The organism is Micromonospora sp. NPDC047793 (assembly GCF_040642635.1).
Lineage (GTDB): Bacteria > Actinomycetota > Actinomycetes > Mycobacteriales > Micromonosporaceae > Micromonospora.
Window position 1 is genome coordinate 1 of the sequence record NZ_JBEYSG010000004.1, and the last position, 17,372, is coordinate 17,372.

At 73.0% G+C, this 17,372-nt stretch carries 16 protein-coding genes; 8 read left to right on the plus strand and 8 right to left on the minus strand.

Features of this window, described 5'->3' with window-relative positions:
- Positions 1-245 precede the first annotated feature (245 nt).
- Positions 246-485, plus strand: a complete 240-nt coding sequence (locus tag ABZ738_RS10175) for a DUF5522 domain-containing protein (protein WP_131057813.1) — start codon at positions 246-248, stop codon at positions 483-485.
- A 30-nt stretch (positions 486-515) separates the two neighbouring features.
- On the opposite strand, the gene ABZ738_RS10180 is transcribed toward ABZ738_RS10175, so the two are convergent.
- Positions 516-1,205 (minus strand): metal-dependent transcriptional regulator, encoded by a 690-nt coding sequence (locus ABZ738_RS10180; RefSeq protein WP_131057812.1) that lies wholly within the window; start codon positions 1,203-1,205, stop codon positions 516-518.
- 97 nt (positions 1,206-1,302) lie between these two features.
- Between ABZ738_RS10180 and ABZ738_RS10185 the strand changes: the two genes are divergently transcribed.
- Genes ABZ738_RS10185 through ABZ738_RS10195 form a run of 3 tightly spaced genes read left to right on the plus strand, consistent with a single transcriptional unit; the run spans position 1,303 to position 5,954 of the window.
- A complete protein-coding gene (locus ABZ738_RS10185) occupies positions 1,303-2,157 on the plus strand; it encodes a sulfurtransferase (protein WP_357212286.1) in 855 nt (284 codons plus the stop codon).
- 37 nt (positions 2,158-2,194) lie between these two features.
- Positions 2,195-3,376: an acetoin utilization protein AcuC gene (locus ABZ738_RS10190; protein WP_357212288.1), complete on the plus strand. Its 1,182-nt coding sequence runs from the start codon at positions 2,195-2,197 to the stop codon at positions 3,374-3,376.
- A gap of 25 nt (positions 3,377-3,401) precedes the next feature.
- A complete protein-coding gene (locus ABZ738_RS10195; RefSeq protein ID WP_357212290.1) occupies positions 3,402-5,954 on the plus strand; it encodes a GNAT family N-acetyltransferase in 2,553 nt (850 codons plus the stop codon).
- Between the two features lie 48 nt (positions 5,955-6,002).
- Here the strand turns inward: ABZ738_RS10195 and ABZ738_RS10200 are convergent, their stop codons facing one another.
- Both ABZ738_RS10200 and sigB read right to left on the minus strand, forming a co-directional pair.
- Positions 6,003-6,419: a VOC family protein gene (locus tag ABZ738_RS10200; RefSeq protein WP_176093052.1), complete on the minus strand. Its 417-nt coding sequence runs from the start codon at positions 6,417-6,419 to the stop codon at positions 6,003-6,005.
- Positions 6,420-6,595: 176 nt separating this feature from the next.
- Positions 6,596-7,606, minus strand: a complete 1,011-nt coding sequence (gene sigB, locus ABZ738_RS10205; RefSeq protein WP_131054431.1) for an RNA polymerase sigma factor SigB — start codon at positions 7,604-7,606, stop codon at positions 6,596-6,598.
- Between the two features lie 272 nt (positions 7,607-7,878).
- On the opposite strand from sigB, the gene ABZ738_RS10210 reads away from it, so the two are divergent.
- Positions 7,879-8,667, plus strand: coding sequence for a sporulation protein (locus ABZ738_RS10210; protein WP_131054434.1), 789 nt, complete (start codon positions 7,879-7,881; stop codon positions 8,665-8,667).
- A gap of 60 nt (positions 8,668-8,727) precedes the next feature.
- On the opposite strand, the gene dtd is transcribed toward ABZ738_RS10210, so the two are convergent.
- A complete protein-coding gene (gene dtd, locus ABZ738_RS10215) occupies positions 8,728-9,150 on the minus strand; it encodes a D-aminoacyl-tRNA deacylase (RefSeq protein ID WP_131054430.1) in 423 nt (140 codons plus the stop codon).
- Complete coding sequence (locus ABZ738_RS10220; protein ID WP_357212293.1) at positions 9,150-10,634, minus strand: methyltransferase; 1,485 nt, start codon at positions 10,632-10,634, stop codon at positions 9,150-9,152. The genes dtd and ABZ738_RS10220 overlap by 1 nt, the downstream gene beginning before the upstream one ends.
- 178 nt (positions 10,635-10,812) lie before the next feature.
- Between ABZ738_RS10220 and ABZ738_RS10225 the strand changes: the two genes are divergently transcribed.
- Positions 10,813-12,033: a S8 family peptidase gene (locus tag ABZ738_RS10225; protein WP_131054429.1), complete on the plus strand. Its 1,221-nt coding sequence runs from the start codon at positions 10,813-10,815 to the stop codon at positions 12,031-12,033.
- A gap of 128 nt (positions 12,034-12,161) precedes the next feature.
- On the opposite strand, the gene ABZ738_RS10230 is transcribed toward ABZ738_RS10225, so the two are convergent.
- The 3 genes from ABZ738_RS10230 to ABZ738_RS10240 form a co-directional block, all read right to left on the minus strand.
- Positions 12,162-13,220 (minus strand): ABC transporter ATP-binding protein, encoded by a 1,059-nt coding sequence (locus ABZ738_RS10230; RefSeq protein WP_131054428.1) that lies wholly within the window; start codon positions 13,218-13,220, stop codon positions 12,162-12,164.
- Between the two features lie 239 nt (positions 13,221-13,459).
- On the minus strand, positions 13,460-14,995 hold the full coding sequence (locus ABZ738_RS10235) for an iron ABC transporter permease (protein WP_176093056.1): 1,536 nt from the start codon (positions 14,993-14,995) through the stop codon (positions 13,460-13,462).
- A gap of 65 nt (positions 14,996-15,060) precedes the next feature.
- Positions 15,061-16,119, minus strand: coding sequence for an iron ABC transporter substrate-binding protein (locus ABZ738_RS10240; RefSeq protein ID WP_357212296.1), 1,059 nt, complete (start codon positions 16,117-16,119; stop codon positions 15,061-15,063).
- Positions 16,120-16,256: 137 nt separating this feature from the next.
- Here ABZ738_RS10240 and ABZ738_RS10245 point away from each other — a divergent pair, with 137 nt between their 5' ends.
- The gene (locus ABZ738_RS10245) at positions 16,257-16,838 is read left to right on the plus strand and encodes an HhH-GPD-type base excision DNA repair protein (protein WP_357212298.1); all 582 of its coding nucleotides are present in this window, start codon (positions 16,257-16,259) and stop codon (positions 16,836-16,838) included.
- Between the two features lie 111 nt (positions 16,839-16,949).
- Positions 16,950-17,306, plus strand: coding sequence for a DUF3099 domain-containing protein (locus ABZ738_RS10250; protein ID WP_131057093.1), 357 nt, complete (start codon positions 16,950-16,952; stop codon positions 17,304-17,306).
- Positions 17,307-17,372: the final 66 nt, after the last annotated feature.

Sequence of the window (17,372 nt, forward strand, 5' to 3'; positions counted from 1 at the left end):
CCCCACCCCACCCACCCCGCCTCGCCCCCACCCCCCGGTCCCAACCCACCCGGCTCGCCCCGTCGATCATGGAGTCGTGGCGGTGACGAAACTGGGCATTCAGGTGCTTTCCGAGTGCCACAAGTCCATGATCGGCGAGCTCACGGCCGGCCGGGCTGCGACCCGGGACACGGCGGATAGGGCGAGGCGCGGCAGGGCGGCGGGCGGGGCCGGGTGGAGGGCGGTGGCTGCCTAGACTGCGCGGGATGAGTGGAGAGCGACGACCTCTGGCGGCGCGGCCCCTGACCGAGCCGCACCCGTCGCGGCTGTCGCCCGGGCACCCCGGCCGGGAGCAGATCATCGCCGCGCACGACGCGGCACTGGCTGCCGGGGACGCCGGTTACCTCGACCCGGACACCGGGCTGTTCGTACTCAGTGCCGGCTTCCTGGCCCGCCGGGGAACGTGCTGCGGGCGGGGTTGCCGGCACTGCCCGTACGTGGAGTGAAAACGGTCAGGCCGTAGGTGGAGTGAACGGTCAGGCAGCGGCGACGAAGACCCGGGAGGCGACCTCGCGGGGCAACCGGACGCTCTCGCCGGAACGGTCGATCGACACGCCGTCGCGTTCCTGCGCCACGGTGACCGTGGCCCCCGGGTCGACCCCGGCGGCGTGCAGTTGGCGGAGGACCTCGGCGTCGGTCTGCACGCTCTCGCAGATCCGCCGGACGATCACCTTGCCGCTCAGGCCGGGGAAGGCGAGGTTGCGCTCGCTCTCGGCCAGTTCCGGCTCGGTCTGCGTCGGCGGACCGAGCTCGTCCAGGCCCGGGATCGGGTTGCCGTACGGCGACCGGGTGGGCCGGTTGAGCAGGTCGTAGACCCGCTTCTCGACCGCGTCGCTCATCACGTGCTCCCACCGGCAGGCCTCTTCGTGAGCCTCCTCGTAGGGCATCCCGATCACGTTGACCAGCAGCAACTCGGCGAGCCGGTGCTTGCGCATCACCGAGACGGCGGTGGCGCGGCCGAGGTCGGTGAGTGTGAGGTGCCGATCGCCCTCCACGGTGAGCAGTCCGTCGCGTTCCATCCGGGCGACGGTCTGACTGACGGTGGGGCCGCTCTGGCGCAACCGTTCAGCGATCCGGGCGCGTAGCGGCGGCACTCCCTCCTCTTCGAGTTCGAGGATGGTGCGCAGGTACATTTCGGTCGTATCGACCAAGTCGTGAGACTTCATGGTGTCAGCGGCCCTCCGGCATCGATGGTACCCTGCCGCGCCCCGATCGATGGTCACCGAACCACCGCCGTCGTCACTGATGGTGTTGACTGGTTGCATGTCCGGTACAGACGATCTTCTGGTCGGGGCGCGGGCGCTCGCCGCCGAACTCGACGCGTCCGAACCGCCCACCCTGCTCGACGTACGGTGGCGTCTGGTCGGCCCACCCGGCCGGGACGACTACGCGGCCGGGCACGTTCCGGGCGCGGTCTTCGTCGACCTGGACACCGCGCTCTGCGGTCCGCCCGGTCGATCGGGCCGGCATCCCCTGCCCGATCCGGCGGCGCTCGAAGCGGCCCTGCGGTCCGCCGGGGTCCGCGACGGTCGTCCCGTGGTGGTGTACGACGGCGGCGACGGCATGGCCGCCGCCCGCGCCTGGTGGACGCTGCGCTGGGCGGGCCACCGGCCGGTACGCCTGCTCTCCGGTGGCTACCCGGCCTGGCTGGCTGCCGGCCTGCCCACCAGCGACGACGTGCCGACGCCCGAGCCCGGTGACGTGACCGTGCGCCCGGGTGCGCTGCCGGTGCTCGACGCCTCGGCCGCCGCCCGGCTGGCCGCCGGTGACGGGGTGCTGCTCGACGTGCGCGCCGCCCCGCGCTACCGGGGCGAGCAGGAGCCGGTCGACCCGGTCGCCGGGCACGTCCCCGGCGCGGTGAACGTGCCCGCGCCCGAGTACGTCACCGACGGCCGCTTCCCCGCCGCCGAGGCGCTGCGGGACCGGTTCGCCGCAGCCGGGGTGACCGCCGGGGTGCTGGTCGGGGCGTACTGCGGCTCGGGGGTGACCGCCGCGCAGGCCGTCCTCGCGTTGCATGTGGCCGGACGTCCGGACGCCGCGCTCTATGTCGGCTCGTGGAGCGAGTGGGTGGCCGACCCGGAGCGACCGGTGGCCACCGGCCCGGGGTCGACCGCCTGATCAGGCCGGTTGCCCGGTCGCGTGCGACCATGGGCAGATGTCCGACGACACGGTGGTGATGTGGGACGAGTCGCTGCTCGCCTACGACCTCGGCGACCACCCGCTCGATCCGGTCCGGGTGGAGTTGACCCTGGCGCTCGCGTGGGAACTCGGCGTGCTGCACCGGCCCGGGGTCCGCATGGTCAAGCCGTACCCGGCCGACGACGAACTGCTCGGTCGGGTCCACGACCCGCGCTACCTGGGCGCGGTCCGGATGGCGCCGCGCGAGCCGTTCTTCACCGGCTTCGGCCTGGGCACCTCGGACAACCCGGTCTTCGAGGGGATGCACGAGTCGAGCGCGTTGATCGCCGGGGCGACGGTGGCCGCCGCCGAGGCGGTCTGGCGCGGCCAGGCCCGGCGCGCGGTCAACGTGGCCGGCGGTCTGCACCACGCCATGGCCGACCGGGCGGCCGGGTTCTGCGTCTACAACGACCCGGCGGTGGCCATCGCCCGGCTGCTCGACCTGGGCGCGGAGCGCATCGCGTACGTCGACGTCGACGTGCACCACGGCGACGGGGTGCAGCAGATCTTCTGGGACGACCCGAGGGTGCTGACCGTCAGCCTGCACGAGACACCGCTCGCGCTCTTCCCCGGCACCGGGTTCCCCGACGAGACGGGCGGCCCGAACGCCGCCGGTACGGCGGTCAACGTCCCGCTGCCGCCGGGGGTGGAGGACGCCGGCTGGCAACGCGCCTTCCACGCGGTCGTGCCGTCGGTGCTGCGCGCGTTCCGCCCGCAGGTGCTGTTCACCCAGTGCGGCGCGGACGCCCACCGCGTCGACCCGCTTGCCGATCTGCACCTGTCGGTGGACGGGCAGCGCGCCACCTACCTGGCGTTGCGGGCGCTTGCCGACGAGCTGTGCGACGGGCGGTGGGTGGCCACCGGCGGCGGCGGGTACGCGCTCGTCGAGGTGGTGCCCCGGGCCTGGACGCATCTGCTCGCGGTGGCCACCGGCGCGCCGTTGGACCCGGCGACGCCGACTCCGCCGGGCTGGCGGGATCTGGCCCGGGCCCGGCGTCCCGGCACCGACATCCCGTTGCGGATGACCGACGACGTCGACCCGAGCTACGAGCCGTGGCAGCCCACCGGCGAGCCGAACCCGGTGGACCGGGCCATCGCGGCCACCCGGAAGGCGGTCTTCCCGCTGCTCGGCCTCGACCCACACGATCCCCGCGACTGAGCCGGCCGGGGGAGGGCCGCCCGAGGTGACCAGAACCGAACCAGTCGTCGACGTGCTGCTCAGTGACGGCAGCACCGTCCAGTTGCGACCGATCCGTCCCACCGACGCGCCGGCGATCGTCGAGATGCACGCCCGGTTCTCCGAGCGCACCCGGTACCTGCGGTACTTCTCGCCGTACCCGCGCATACCCGAACGGGACCTGCACCGCTTCGTCAACGTCGACCACCGCGACCGGGAGGCGTTCGTGGTGCTGGCCGGCGACCGGATCGTCGCCGTCGGCCGGTACGAGCGGCTCGGCCCGGCCTCGCCCGACGCCGAGGTCGCGTTCGTGGTCGAGGACGCCTACCAGGGCCGGGGCATCGGCTCGGTGCTGCTGGAACACCTCGCCGACGCGGCCCGCCGCAGCGGGATCGTCAACTTCGTGGCCGAGGTGCTGCCGGCCAACGGCGCGATGCTGCGGGTCTTCGCCGACTTCGGCTACCAGATCCAGCGCCAGTTCGCCGACGGCGTGGTGCACCTGACCTTCCCGATCGCGCCCACCGAGGCGACCCTGGAGGTGCAGCGGGGGCGGGAGCACCGCACCGAGGCCCGGTCCATCGCCCGGCTGCTCGCCCCGCGTGGCGTGGTCGTCTATGGCGCCAGCGCCACCGGCCAGGGCGTCGGCGCGGCCGTGCTCGGGCACCTGCGCGACGGCGGGTTCACCGGGTCGGTGGTGCCGGTGCACCCGAGCGCCGCCCGGGTCGCCGGGCTGCCCGCGTACCCGTCGGCGGTCGACGCCGACCTGCCGGTGGACCTGGCCGTGGTGGCGGTGCCGCCGGAGTCGGCGCCCGAGGTGGTCGCCGACGCCGCCGCGGCCGGCGTACACGGCCTGGTGGTCATCTCGGCGGGCTTCGCCGAGGCCGGGATGGCCGGCGCCGCCGCGCAGCGCACGCTGGTGCGCGCGGCGCACGCGGCGGGCATGCGGGTGATCGGCCCCAACTGCCTGGGGGTGGCCAACACCGACCCGGCGGTACGCCTCAACGCCACCCTCGCCCCCCGACTGCCGGAGCCCGGCCGGGTCGGCATCTTCAGCCAGTCCGGCGTGTTCGGGGTGGCGCTGCTGGCCGAGGCGGACCGGCGCGGGCTGGGCGTCTCCAGCTTCGTCTCGGCCGGCAACCGGGCCGACGTCTCCGGCAACGACCTGTTGCAGTACTGGCAGGACGATCCGGCCACCGACGTGATCATGTTGTACCTGGAGACGTTCGGCAACCCGCGCAAGTTCGCCCGGCTGGCCCGGCGGATCGGTCGCGACAAACCGGTGGTGGCGTTGGCGTCCCCGGCCCGCCCGCCCGGACTGGGCGACTCCGCCGGCCCGGACGAGACGGCGGTGAGCGCCCTGTTCGCCCAGTCCGGGGTGATCCGGGTGGACACCGTGGCCGAGCTGCTCGACGTCGGGACGCTCCTGGCCAACCAGCCGCTACCGGCCGGGAAGCGGGTCGGCGTGGTCGGTAACTCCTCGGCGTTGGCCGGGCTGGCGGCCACCGCTTGTGCGGCACAGGGCCTCCGGGTCGCGCCGGGCTACCCTTGTGACGTCGGCCCCCGGGCCAGTGCCGCCGAGTTCGGTGCGGCGCTCGCCGGGGCCGCCGCCGACGACTCGGTCGACGCGCTGGTGGTCCTCTTCGCACCACCGTTGCCGGGGCAGCTCACCGGCACCGAGGCCGACTTCGCCGCCGCGCTCGCCGTCCCGGCGGCCGACAAACCGATGGTGGCCACCTTCCTGGTCGGGCAGGCCCCGGCGGGAACACCGGCCTACCCGAGCGTGGAGGAGGCGGTTCGCGCGCTGGCCCGGGTCACCGCGTACGCGGACTGGCGGCGTCGTCCGGCCGGCGTCCTGCCCGAGCTTCCCGACGTCGATCCGGTGGCGGCGCAGGTGGCGCTGCGGGCTGACGGAGGCGACCCGGAGGCGCTGCTCGCCGCGTACGGCATCGACGTGGTCGAGTCGGCACGGGTCGACTCGGTCGACGCGGCGGTCGACGCGGCGACGCGATTCGGCTTCCCGGTGGCCCTCAAGGCCGCCGCCGGTGGACTGCGGCACCGCCTCGACCTCGGTGCCGTCCGCCTGGACCTGCCCGACGCCGACACGGTCCGTCGCGCGTACGCCGAACTGGCCGCCGCGTTCGGCGCGGACGCGCTGGTGCAGCCGATGGTGCCGCCCGGGGTGGCCTGTGTGGTGGAGCTGGTCGAGGATCCCGCGTTCGGGCCGGTGGTGGGCTTCGGTCTCGGCGGGGTCGCCACCGACCTGCTCGGCGACCGCGCCTGGCGGGCGGTGCCGCTGACCGACCGGGACGCCACCGAGCTGGTGGACGCCCCACGGGCGGCCCCTCTGCTGCGGGGCCACCGGGGCGCCGCACCGGTGGACCGGGCGGCCCTGGCCGACCTGCTGCTGCGCATCGGGCGGCTCGCCGACGAGCAACCCCGGGTACGCGCACTGACGCTGAATCCGGTGCTGGCCCGCCCGGACGGGCTGTCCGTGCTGCACGCCTCGGTCCGCACCGGCTCGGCTGCCGCCCGCCCCGACACCGGCCCCCGCCGTTTGTGAAAGGAAGGGCCCCCTACTAACGCCTCGTGTATAGCAGGGGACCCCTCCTTACATTCCGGCCGGGCGGGCGGAGATCTGCTGGACCGCCCACGAGTTGCCGTCCGGGTCGTCGAAGAAGACGAAGCCGACGTTGTCCAACGGGTGCGGTGTCGGGCTGGGGTTCTGCCCGAGCACCTGGATCTCGCTCACCTGGACACCACGCTCGCTCAGCTCGGCGCGGGCCTTCTCCAAATCCGGCACGACGAGTTGGAGACCCTTGAGCGAGCCGGGCGGCATGTACGGCAGCGGCCCGGCGCCGATCACGATCGAACAGCCCGAGCCGGGCGGGGTGAGTTGCACGATGCGGGCGTCGTCACCCATCACCGTGTCGTGGTCCACGGTGAAGCCGACCTGGTCGGCGTAGAATGCCTTGGCCCGGTCCACGTCGGAGACCGGTACGACGACCACTTCCAACGTCCAGTTCACGATCAGTCCTCCTGACGCCCTCGTCGGCGGCTCCGACGCTGTGCACCACTCTGGACGACCGGCAGCCCGTTCGGCCCGCGCGACACGAGCCGCAGCCCGCTGGGCACCCAACGAGGGCCGGGGACACACGACATCGGCCCCGGCGCACCGCCGGGGCCGATCGCACACCAGTCACGTCAGGAGGCGTACGCCTCCAGCCGCTGCGCCCGCTCCGGGGCCCGCAGCTTCAGCAGCGTCACCTTCTCAATCTGCCGGATCCGCTCGCGGGACAGTCCGAACTCGCGGCCGACCTCGTCCAGGGTACGCTGCCGGCCGTCGTCGAGCCCGAAGCGCAGCCGGATCACGGCCTGCTCGCGCTGGGAGAGCGTGGCCAACACGATGCTCACCTCGTTGCGCAGCTCCCCCTGGGCGGCGGTGTCGCCCGGTCCGCCGGCCGGGTCGACGGAGGCGACGAAGTCACCGAGTGCGCTCTCCCCGTCCTCGCCGACGGCCTGGTCCAGGCTGACCGGCTCCCGGTCGTACGAGATCAGCTCGATCACCTGGAACTCGGGTACGTCCAGCGCGCGGGCCACCTCGGCGACCGTGGGTTCCCGACCCAACGAGACGGACAGCTCGCGGCGGGCCCGGACCATCCGGTTGACCTGCTCGACCATGTGTACCGGGATGCGGATGGTGCGGGCCTGGTCGGCCATGGCGCGGGTGATGGCCTGGCGGATCCACCAGGTGGCGTAGGTGGAGAACTTGTAGCCCTTGGTGTAGTCGAATTTCTCGACGGCGCGGATGAGGCCGAGGTTACCTTCCTGGATGAGGTCGAGGAAGGCCATGCCACGGCCGGTGTACCGCTTGGCGATGCTCACCACGAGGCGCAGGTTCGCCTCCAGCAGGTGGTTCTTGGCGGCCCGGCCCTGCTGCGCGACCACTTCCAGGTCTGCGTGCAGGCCGGCCGAGACCGGGGTGCAGGTGGACAGCTTCTCCTCGGCGAACAACCCGGCCTCGATCCGCTTCGCCAGGTCGACCTCTTCGGCCGCGGTGAGCAGCTTGGTCCGGCCGATCCCGTTGAGGTATGCGCGAACCAGGTCGGTGGAGACGCCACGTTCGTCGGTGGCGTCCAGGTCGGTAAGGGTGTCGACGCCGTGCTCCGCCTCGGTGCCGGCGCGCATCCGGTGCTCCATCATCTGCAGGGCCATCTCTGTCTCTCCCCGTTTCCACGTCCGTGCCGTGTCGCCCCGGCCCAGTAGCCGCCGGTGAGACACAGCTTGGCGGGTGGGGCGTAAAACGGGAGTGAGGCGATCGGAGAACCGACAGTGACCGTTCCGTTACCCCCTCCTTGCGGGTCGGTGTACGGGTTCGGCAGATGCGACTTGGCGGCGCCGGTTACCGTGCCAGCGGTCGGCCGTCGGGCCGACGCAACCCCGTACCCCGGGTGTCGGGGCCGGGCGACCAAGCGACGGAGGCAATGGTGGTCTTCAAGCGGCTCATGCAGGCGATGGGAGTCGGCGGCCCGTCCGTGGAGACGGTGCTGACGAACCCGAACTGCCGGCCGGGCGGTGAGCTGACGGGCACCATCGCGGTGACCGGTGGCGAGCACGGGGTGGACGTCTCGTACGTGGCTCTGGGCCTGATGACGCGGGTCGAGGTGGAGAGCGGCGACAACGAGTACGCGACGAACCAGGAGTTCCACCGGCAGCAGGTGACCGGCCCGTTCCGCCTCGAACCCGGGCAGCGCTACGACGTACCGTTCCGGTTTCCGGTGCCCTGGGAGACCCCGGTGACCGAGCTGTACGGGCAGCGCCTGCACGGCATGACGATGGGGCTGCGTACCGAGCTGGAGGTGGCCCGCGCACTGGACAAGGGTGACCTGGACCCGGTGGCGGTGCATCCGCTGCCGGCGCAGGAGCGGTTGCTGGAGGCGCTGCTGCGGCTCGGTTTCCGGTTCGCCCGGGCCGACGTCGAGCGGGGGCACATCTACGGCGTGCACCAGACGCTGCCGTTCTACCAGGAGATCGAGTTCTACCCCGCGCCGCAGTACGCGGGTGCGATGAAGCAACTGGAGGTCACCTTCGTCGCCGATCCCCGGCAGATGCAGGTGGTGTTGGAGCTGGACAAGCGTGGCGGCCTGTTGACCGAGGGCCGGGACGTCTTCGGCCGCTTCACCGTCGACTACGCCACGATGGACCGCACGGACTGGGCGGCGCAGCTCGACGGGTGGCTGCGTCAGTCCCTGCAACGCCGGGGCCTCTTCGGCTGACCGGTGACCACGGGCGGGCGGGCGACGTGGTGCGACGCCCGCCCGCCCCGTGGTCGCGCTTCAGAGGTCGAGGAGGATGGTGCGGGGCCCGACGTTGACGCTCTCGACCAGCATGTGCGTCCGGAATCGGCCGGTGGCGACCGTCGCGCCGCGTTGACGCAGCGCCTCGACCACCGCGTCGACCAGAGGTTCGGCCACCTCGGCGGGGGCCGCTGCGGTCCAGCTCGGACGGCGTCCCTTGCGGGCGTCGCCGTAGAGCGTGAACTGGCTGACCACCAGGATCGGCGCCCCGACGTCGGCGGCGGACCGCTCCTCGTCCAGGATGCGTAGCTCGTACACCTTGCGGGCCAGCGTCCGGGCGGTCTCGGCGGTGTCCGAGTGCGTCACCCCGACGAGCACCAGCAGCCCGTCGTCGACCGCGCCGACCACCTCGCCGTCCACGGTGACGCTGGCCCGTCCGACGGTCTGCACCACGGCCCGCATCAGGACCGCACCGGCTCGATGAAGCCGCGCTCGACCAGGTGCGCCACGATCGGTCCGGCGGCCTCGGCGAGCTCGTCCGGCGTCACGTCGTGCGCGACGGCGAGCAGCGCGATCTGGTCGCGCAGCGGCAGGCGTCCGTCGGCGCCACCCACCAGCGCGAGGACGAGTGGATCGATCTCCTCGGTCCAGCGCAGCCCGTGCGGCATGGTGAGGACCTGTCGGTCGACTCCCCAGCCCTCCGTGCCCATGGTCGCCTCCTGCCGCAGCTGGAGCCCGTCGGCGGCCCGGTAGCGGGCGTCCAGCAGCCCGTCGGTGCCCTGTCGGCGCAGCCAGTCCTGCCGGTCGAACCAGGTCGCGACCCGGTCGCCCATCGGGGCCTCCACCCGCTGCCGCAGGTCCTCCACCTGCAGCACCGGGTCGTCGTGCCCGCTCCGGCGCAGCGAGACGATGCCGAAGCCGATCGCCTCGACCTTGTGGGCGTCGAACCAGTCCAGCCAGTCGGCCATCCGCTGCGGGTCGGCCGACTCGCCGACGTCGGTGAGCCAGAGGTTGACGTACGCCATCGGGTCGGCGACCTCGCGCTGGATCACCCAGGCGTCCAGACCGGTCCCGGCGAACCAGCCGGCCACCCGCTCGCCCCAGTCCTCGCCGGCCACGTGCACCCAGTTCGCGAGGTACTGCATGGTGCCGCCCTCGGTGAGCAGGCCGTCGGCGGCGGCGGCCAGTTCGGCGCCGATCGCGTCGCCGACCCGGCCCGAGTCGCGGTAGACGTGCGTGGTGGTGCCCGGCCCGACCACGAAGGGCGGGTTGCTGACCACCAGGTCGAAGCGCCGTCCGGCGACGGGCTGCACCATGTCGCCGCGCAGCAGTTCCCACTGCTGGCCGTTGAGCGCGGCCGTGGTGGCGGCGAACCGCAGCGCCCGCCGGGAGACGTCGGTGGCGGTCACCTGCCGGGCGTGCGTACTCAGGTGCAGGGCCTGCACGCCGGAGCCGGTGCCCAGGTCGAGCGCGCTCTGCACCGGCTGCCGGACGGCCGCGCCGATCATCGTCTGGGTCGCCCCGCCGATGCCCAGCACGTGCTCGGCGTGCAGGGGCCGACCGGGGCGGGCGCTTGCCGGCACGTCGGCCAGCACCCACCAGTCGTCGCCGTACGGTTCGAGGTCCAGCCCCATCCGCAGCCCGTCGCCGTACCGTTCGACAAGCCCGGCGGCGAGCGCCTCGTCGATCGACAGCGGCGCGAGCGCGGCGGCGACGGCGGCCTCCGGCTCGGTCTGCTCGCAGATGAAGACCCGGATCAGGGTGTCGAGCGGCTCGCCGTCGGTGGTGGCGCGCAGCGCGGCCCGGAAGTCGTTACGGGCCACCCCGCCGGTGGCCTGCGGGCCGAGCCGGGCGGCGATGCCGTTGGCGGTGAAGGCGGCTCGCGTCAACGCGGTCCGCAGCGCCTCGACGCCGGCGGGGGAGAGCAGCATGTCGTGTCCGTCCACACCGCCATCCTGCCTGGTGACGTCGGGGCGGGGAGCGGGTGCCCGTGACAATCTCAGTCAATCGAAGAACGTCCCTGTCATATTCATCGATCTAACGCTAGCATCTCATCCATTCGAGTCCATGGGACGCACCGTCCGGCCATGACCCGGTCGGCCGTTCCGGTTAGGGAGGCAGACGATGTCCTCAGGGTTCACCGCGCGACGGCACGTCATCCGGGCGCTCGCCGTCGTCGCCACCGCGGCGGCCGTCTCGGCGGCCAGCACCACCGCGGCGGTCGCCGCACCCACCGGCGAGATCCGCGGCGCCGGTGCCGCGAACGCGGTCAGCGGCAGCTACCTCGTCGTGCTGCGCTCCGACGCGGTCGGCACCGCCGGTTCGTCGGCGGCCCGCACCGCAGTGCCGGACCGGGCCACCGCCCTGGTCCAGCGGTACGGGGGCAGCGTCTCCGACACCTTCTCGGCGGCACTGACCGGCTTCGCCGCCAAGATGTCCGCGAAGCAGGCGGCCCGGCTCGCCGCCAACTCGGCGGTCGCGTACGTCGAGCAGGACCAGGCGTTCACCGTCCAGGCCACCCAGACCAACCCCACCTGGGGCCTGGACCGCATCGACCAGCGGAACCGCCCGCTGAGCGGCACCTACACCTACCCGAACACGGCCTCGAACGTCCGGGCCTACATCATCGACACCGGCATCCGGACCACGCACAACGAGTTCGGCGGTCGGGCCACCTGGGGCACCAACACGGTCGACTCCAACAACACCGACTGCAACGGCCACGGCACCCACGTCGCCGGGACCGTCGGCGGCGCGACGTACGGCGTTGCCAAGTCCGTCCGCCTGGTCGCGGTAAAGGTGCTCAACTGCTCCGGTGGCGGCACCACCGCCAGCGTGGTCAACGGCGTGAACTGGGTGACCGCCAACGCGGTGAAGCCGGCCGTGGCGAACATGAGCCTCGGCGGCGGGGCCAGCAGCACGATCGACAACGCGGTGGCCAACTCGATCGCCTCCGGCATCAGCTACGCGGTGGCGGCCGGTAACTCCAACGCCAACGCCTGCAACTACTCGCCGGCCCGCACCTCGACCGCCATCACCGTCGGCTCGACGACCAGCACCGACGCCCGGTCGTCCTTCTCGAACTACGGCTCCTGCGTGCACATCTTCGCGCCCGGGTCGAGCGTGCTGTCCGCGTACCACACCAGCAACACCGCGACCAACACGCTGAACGGCACCTCGATGGCCTCCCCGCACGTGGCCGGTGCCGCCGCGCTCGTGCTCTCGGCCAACCCGTCCTACACCCCGGCCCAGGTCAAGAGCTACCTGACCAGCAACGCCACCACCGGCGTGGTGACCAGCCCGGGCAGCGGCTCGCCGAACCGCCTGCTGTTCGTGGTCAACTGACCCTGACGCACACCGGCCCGGCGGACGGCTCCAGCGTCCGCCGGGCCCGCGCGTGACCACCGAAGACCAGACCGACCCGGGCCGACGCCACCGGTGCCGACCCGGGTCGGCCGGACCACCGGTCGAGGTCAGGCGGCGAGGTCGACCGGGGACCTGCGCTCGGCGTCCGCCGGGAAGACCCGCGCCGCACCGTCCACCCGCACCGTGACCTCGCCGTCCATCGGCACGGTGGCACCGTCGAGCACCCGGGCGGTGATCGCCGTACCGTCGCCCAGTCGCAGACCGACGAGCGCGTCGTGGCCGTGGAAGTCGTGCCGCAGCACGGTGCCGGTGATCCCGTCCGGCCCGGCGGCCAGCCGGATCTGCTCCGGCCGCAGCAGCACGGTGACCGGCCCGTCGGTCACCGCACCGGCGACCGGCAGCACCCCCAACGCGGTCCGGGCCGTCCCGCTCTCCACGACCGCCGGCAGCAGCACCGCGTCACCGACGAAACCGGCCACCCACGGGTCGGCCGGCTCCCGGTAGACCGTGGTCGGCGCGGCGGCCTGCACCACCCGACCGTCGCGCAGCACCACCACCTTGTCGGCCACCGACAGCGCCTCCCCCTGATCGTGGGTCACCAGTACACCGGTCGCCCCGTCGGCGCGCAGCGCCTCGCGTACGTCGTGCCGCAGCCCGGCGCGCAGCCCCGCGTCCAGGGCGCTGAACGGCTCGTCGAGCAGCACCACCGACGGTCGGGGCGCGAGTGCGCGGGCCACCGCGACCCGCTGCTGCTGCCCACCGGAGAGCTGGTGCGGCATCCGGTCGCCGTACCCGGCGAGCCCGACCAGCGCCAGCACCTCCTCGACCCGGTCGGTCCGCCGGGTGGCCCGGTCCAGCCCGTACCCGATGTTCTCGGCCACCCGCAGATGCGGGAAGAGGGCACCCTCCTGGGGCACCACCGCGATACGACGCCGGTGCGCCGGCAGGTGCCGGCCGCCGCCCGCGACCACCGCGCCGTCGATGCGGATCTCGCCGCCGTCGAGCCGCTCGAAGCCGGCCAGGCAGCGCAGCAACGTGGTCTTGCCGCAGCCGGACGGCCCGAGCACCGCGGTCAACTGCCCGGACGGCACGCTGAGGTCGGCGCCGGCCAACGCGGTGACCCGCCCGTACCGCTTGACCACTCCGTCGAGCACGACCTCACTCATGCCGCCCCTCCACTTCGTTGCGTGGCGACATGCTCTGCTGAGCTGCTGATTCGTTCGCTTCGCTCACTCATGCCACCCCTCCACTCCGTTGCGTGGCGACATGCTCTGCTGAGCTGCTGATTCGTTCGCTTCGCTCACTCATGCCGCCCCTCCACTTCGTTGCGTGGCGACATGGCCTGCTGAGCTGCTGATTCGTTCGCTGTGCTCACTCATGCCACCCCTCCACTCCGTTACGTGTCTCATGCGTTGCGCTCCCGGTCGAGCAGGCCGCTGCGGGCGACCAGCAGCCAGGTGGGTACCGCCGAGATCAGCACCAGCAGCGCGGCGTAGGGGGCCGCTGCCGCGTAGGCGCCGACGGCCGTACTCGTCCACAGCTCGGTGGCCAGGGTGTCCGTGCCGGTGGGTCGCAGCAGCAGGGTGGCCGGGAGTTCCTTCATGCCGGTGAGGAAGACCAGCGCGGCCCCGGCGCCGATGCCCGGCAGGGTGAGCGGCAGGGTCACCGTGCGCAGCACGGTCCAGGGGCCACGGCCGAGCGACCGGGCCACCTCCTCCAGTCCGGCGGGGGACTGGGCGGCCGCGCCGGCTACCGCGCCGACCGCCAACGGCAGGAACAGCGTCGCGTACGCCAGGGCGAGCAGCCACCGGGTCTGATAGAGCGGGTACGCCACGTTGATCCCGAAGAAGATCAGCGAGAGCCCGATCACCACGCCGGGCAGGGCGTGGGCCAGGTACGCCAGCCGGTCCAGTGCGGTGGTCAGCGGACCCGGCGCCCGGGCGACGAGCAGCCCCAGCGGAAGCGCCAGCAGCATGGTGAGGGCGGCGCCGGCCAGCGAGACGGTCAGCGAGTTCCCGGCGGCGGTGAGCACCTCGGGCAGGGCACCCGGGCGGGACACCCCGGCGGCGAGCCGCCGACCGAGGCTGACCGCCGGCACCCCGAGCGCCAGCGCGGCGACGCCGGCCAGCACGGCGATGACCGGCCAGCGGGCCGCCCCGAGCGCCAGCCGGGGTGCGGGACGTCGGGTGCCGCCGAGCCGCGCGTACCGGGCACCGCGACGGCGGGTGGCGGTCTCGCCGGTGAGCAGCACCACCGTGAGCACCACCAGCACGCTGGAGAGCACCAGCGCCCCGGTGCGGTCGAAGCCGAGGTCGAAGGCGACGAAGATGGCCCGGGTGAAGGTGTCGGCGCGCAGGATGGAGACCGCGCCGAAGTCGGAGAGCACATAGAGGGCGACCAGCAGCGCACCGGCGGCGGTGGCCGGGCGGATCTGCCGCAGCGTCACCGCGGTGAAGGTCTGCCACCCGCTGCGCCCGAGCGAGCGGGACACCTCCTCCTGCGCCGGGTCCGCGCCGCGCAACGCCGCCGCGACCGGCAGCAGCACGTACGGGTAGGAGCAGAGGGTGAGCACCAGCGCCGCCGGCCAGAACCCCTCCCACCGGGGCAGCGCGGAGACCCAGGCGAAGGCGGCGATGTAGGTGGGCACGGCCAGCGGCAGCGCCGCCAGCACGGCGAAGGCCCGGCGGCCGGGCAGGTCGGTGCGGGTGACCAGGAACGCGGTACCCACGCCGAGCAGGACGCAGGCCGTGGTGACCACGGCGGCCAGTCCGAGACTGCGCAGGGCGAGCAGCGCGACGCGGTCGGTCCACAACTCGGCGACGACCGCGTCCCAGCCCGCCTCGGCGGTGCGTACCCCGAGGTAGGCCAGCGGGATCAGGGCGACGGCCACCGCGGCGGTCGAGGCCGCGAGCAACGCCGGCCGTGGGGCCAGCCGCCGCATCCCGCCGGGTACGCCGGACAGGGCCGACCCGGATCGGGACGGCCCTGCGACGGAGGGAGGTGCGGTCAGGGCACCAGGCCCGAGTTCTTGATCATGGTGACGGTGGCGTCGAGCGTGTCCAGGTCGTTCAGGTCGATCTGCGGCACCGCCAGCTCGGACAGGGCCGGCACGTACGCCGGGGAGGGCACCCCGTCGATCACCGGGTACTCGTAGGTCTGCTCGGCGAAGAACGTCTGGGCCTCGGTGCCGAGCAGGAAGTCGACGAACTTCTGCACGTCGGCGTTCTCGGCGGCCCGCTTGAGCACACCCACACCCGCGACGTTCACCAGGGCTCCGGTGTCACCGCCGGAGAAGAAGTGCAGCTTGACCTTGAGCGCGTCCGGCGTGGTGCCCTGCTCCTTGGCGATCTCGCCGAGGTAGTAGTGGTTGACCAGGCCGACCGGGATGGTGCCGGCGCCGACGTCTTCGAGGATCTTGCCGTTGCCGTCGCGGATCTGCGGGTCGTTGGCCTTCAGACCGCTGAGGAACTGCTCGGCCTTGGCGTCGTCGTGCTGCACCCGGATGGCGGTGACGAACGCCTGGAACGAGGCGTTGGTCGGGGCGACGCCGATCTTGCCCTTCCAGGCCGGGCCGGTCAGGTCGAACACCGAGGCGGGCAGCTCCTCGGCCTTCACCAGGTCGGCGTTGTACGCCAGCACCCGGGCCCGGGCGCTCACGCCGACCCACTGGCCGTTGCCGGCACGGTAGGACGCCGGCACCTTCGCCGTGGTCTCCTCGGCGAGCGTGGTGAACATGCCCTGCTTCGCCACGGTGCCGAGGGCGCCCGCGTCCTGCGCGAAGAACACGTCGGCGGGGGACCGGTCGCCCTCCTCGACGAGCTGGGCGGCGAGCTGCGCGGTGTTCGCGTACCGGGCGTTGACGGTGATGCCGGTCTGCTCGGTGAACTTGTCCAGCAGCGGCTTGACGAGCTGCTCGTTGCGGCCGCTGTAGACGGTGATCGACTTGTCGGTCGACTGGCCCGAGTCTGCTGCCGCGTCCTCCTCACCTGATCCGCAGGCGGCCAGCCCGACGGTGAGCAGGCTGGCGGCGAGCAACGCGCCGGTGGTACGGCGGGTGAGAAGCACGATGAACCCTTTCCTCTGCGGCCCGGGGCGACCGAGGCGCCGAAGTTAGCACAGCCTAACCTAATCGCGGAATCGAGCTGAGGGTGAGATCACGTGCCGGAGGCCAGGGCGGGGGCCGCGACGGGCAGGATGAGGGCATGACACTCGCGCTGCCCATCGATCCGGAGGCGAACCGGCTGCTCATGCAGAGTCCGCTGGCGTTGCTGACAGGAATGGTTCTTGATCAACAAGTCTCGATGGAGAAGGCGTTCACCTCGCCGTACGTGCTGACCCAGCGGCTCGGTCACGACCTGGACGCCCGGGAACTCGCCGAGTACGACCCGGAGGCGCTGGTGGCCCTCTTCGCCCAGCCGCCGGCCCTGCACCGGTTCCCGAAGGCGATGGCGGCCCGGGTGCAGGAGGTCTGTCGAGCGCTGGTCGACCGGTACGACGGCGACGCCGCCCGGCTCTGGGCCGACCCGGCCGACGGTGCCGACCTGCTCGCGCGGATCACCGCCCTGCCCGGGTTCGGCCGGCAGAAGGGGCAGATCTTCCTCGCCCTGCTCGGCAAGCGGTTCGGCGTACGGCCGGCGGGCTGGCGGGAGGCGGCCGGCGGCTACGGCGAGCCGGAGGTCCACCGGTCCGTGGCCGACGTCACCGACGGCGAGTCGTTGCGCCTGGTCCGGGAGTACAAGCAGCAGCAGAAGGCGGCGGCGAAGGCGAAGACCGCCGGAGGCTGAGCGGTCCGGCGGGGGATGTGCCGGGCTGGGTCGGCGGGGTAGCGGCACGACGAACGTCGTCGCGGGCCCGGTCGAGGTGACAGGATGGAGGCGACCCCGAGGAGGTACACGGTGAAGCATCAGGCGTACCGGCCGATCCTCATCACCGACGCCTCGCGCAGCCAGAACGACCAGCTCACCACCCGGCAGCGGCGGTACGTGGCGATGATGGGCGTCCGGGTGGCGTGCGTGATCGTCGGCGCGATCCTGGTCGGCACGCGGGCGCCCCTGCTCTGGCTCTGGCTGCCTCTGGTGGCGCTGGGCATGATCGTCGTCCCGTGGCTCGCGGTGCTGCTGGCCAACGACCGGCCGCCGAAGGAACAGCACCGGCTGATCGGCCGGTCGGCACGGCGGCAGCAGCAGGAGGCCCCGCCGATGAGCCTGACCGCCGAGGAACGGCCGCACAAGGTCATCGACGCCGAGCCCTGACGCGGGGCACGGTCCCACCCGGGGAGGCCGGTCGGTGTGGCCCGACCCGGGCGGGACTGTCGTCGT

Coding starts and splice junctions, on each gene's coding strand:
- ABZ738_RS10235 (WP_176093056.1), bottom strand. CDS start 14,995: ATGCGGCGGCTGGCCCCACGGCCGGCGTTGCTCGCGGCCTCGACCGCC.
- ABZ738_RS10230 (WP_131054428.1), bottom strand. CDS start 13,220: ATGAGTGAGGTCGTGCTCGACGGAGTGGTCAAGCGGTACGGGCGGGTC.
- ABZ738_RS10245 (WP_357212298.1), top strand. CDS start 16,257: ATGACACTCGCGCTGCCCATCGATCCGGAGGCGAACCGGCTGCTCATG.
- ABZ738_RS10175 (WP_131057813.1), top strand. CDS start 246: ATGAGTGGAGAGCGACGACCTCTGGCGGCGCGGCCCCTGACCGAGCCG.
- dtd (WP_131054430.1), bottom strand. CDS start 9,150: ATGCGGGCCGTGGTGCAGACCGTCGGACGGGCCAGCGTCACCGTGGAC.
- ABZ738_RS10190 (WP_357212288.1), top strand. CDS start 2,195: ATGTCCGACGACACGGTGGTGATGTGGGACGAGTCGCTGCTCGCCTAC.
- ABZ738_RS10185 (WP_357212286.1), top strand. CDS start 1,303: ATGTCCGGTACAGACGATCTTCTGGTCGGGGCGCGGGCGCTCGCCGCC.
- ABZ738_RS10180 (WP_131057812.1), bottom strand. CDS start 1,205: ATGAAGTCTCACGACTTGGTCGATACGACCGAAATGTACCTGCGCACC.
- ABZ738_RS10225 (WP_131054429.1), top strand. CDS start 10,813: ATGTCCTCAGGGTTCACCGCGCGACGGCACGTCATCCGGGCGCTCGCC.
- sigB (WP_131054431.1), bottom strand. CDS start 7,606: ATGGCCCTGCAGATGATGGAGCACCGGATGCGCGCCGGCACCGAGGCG.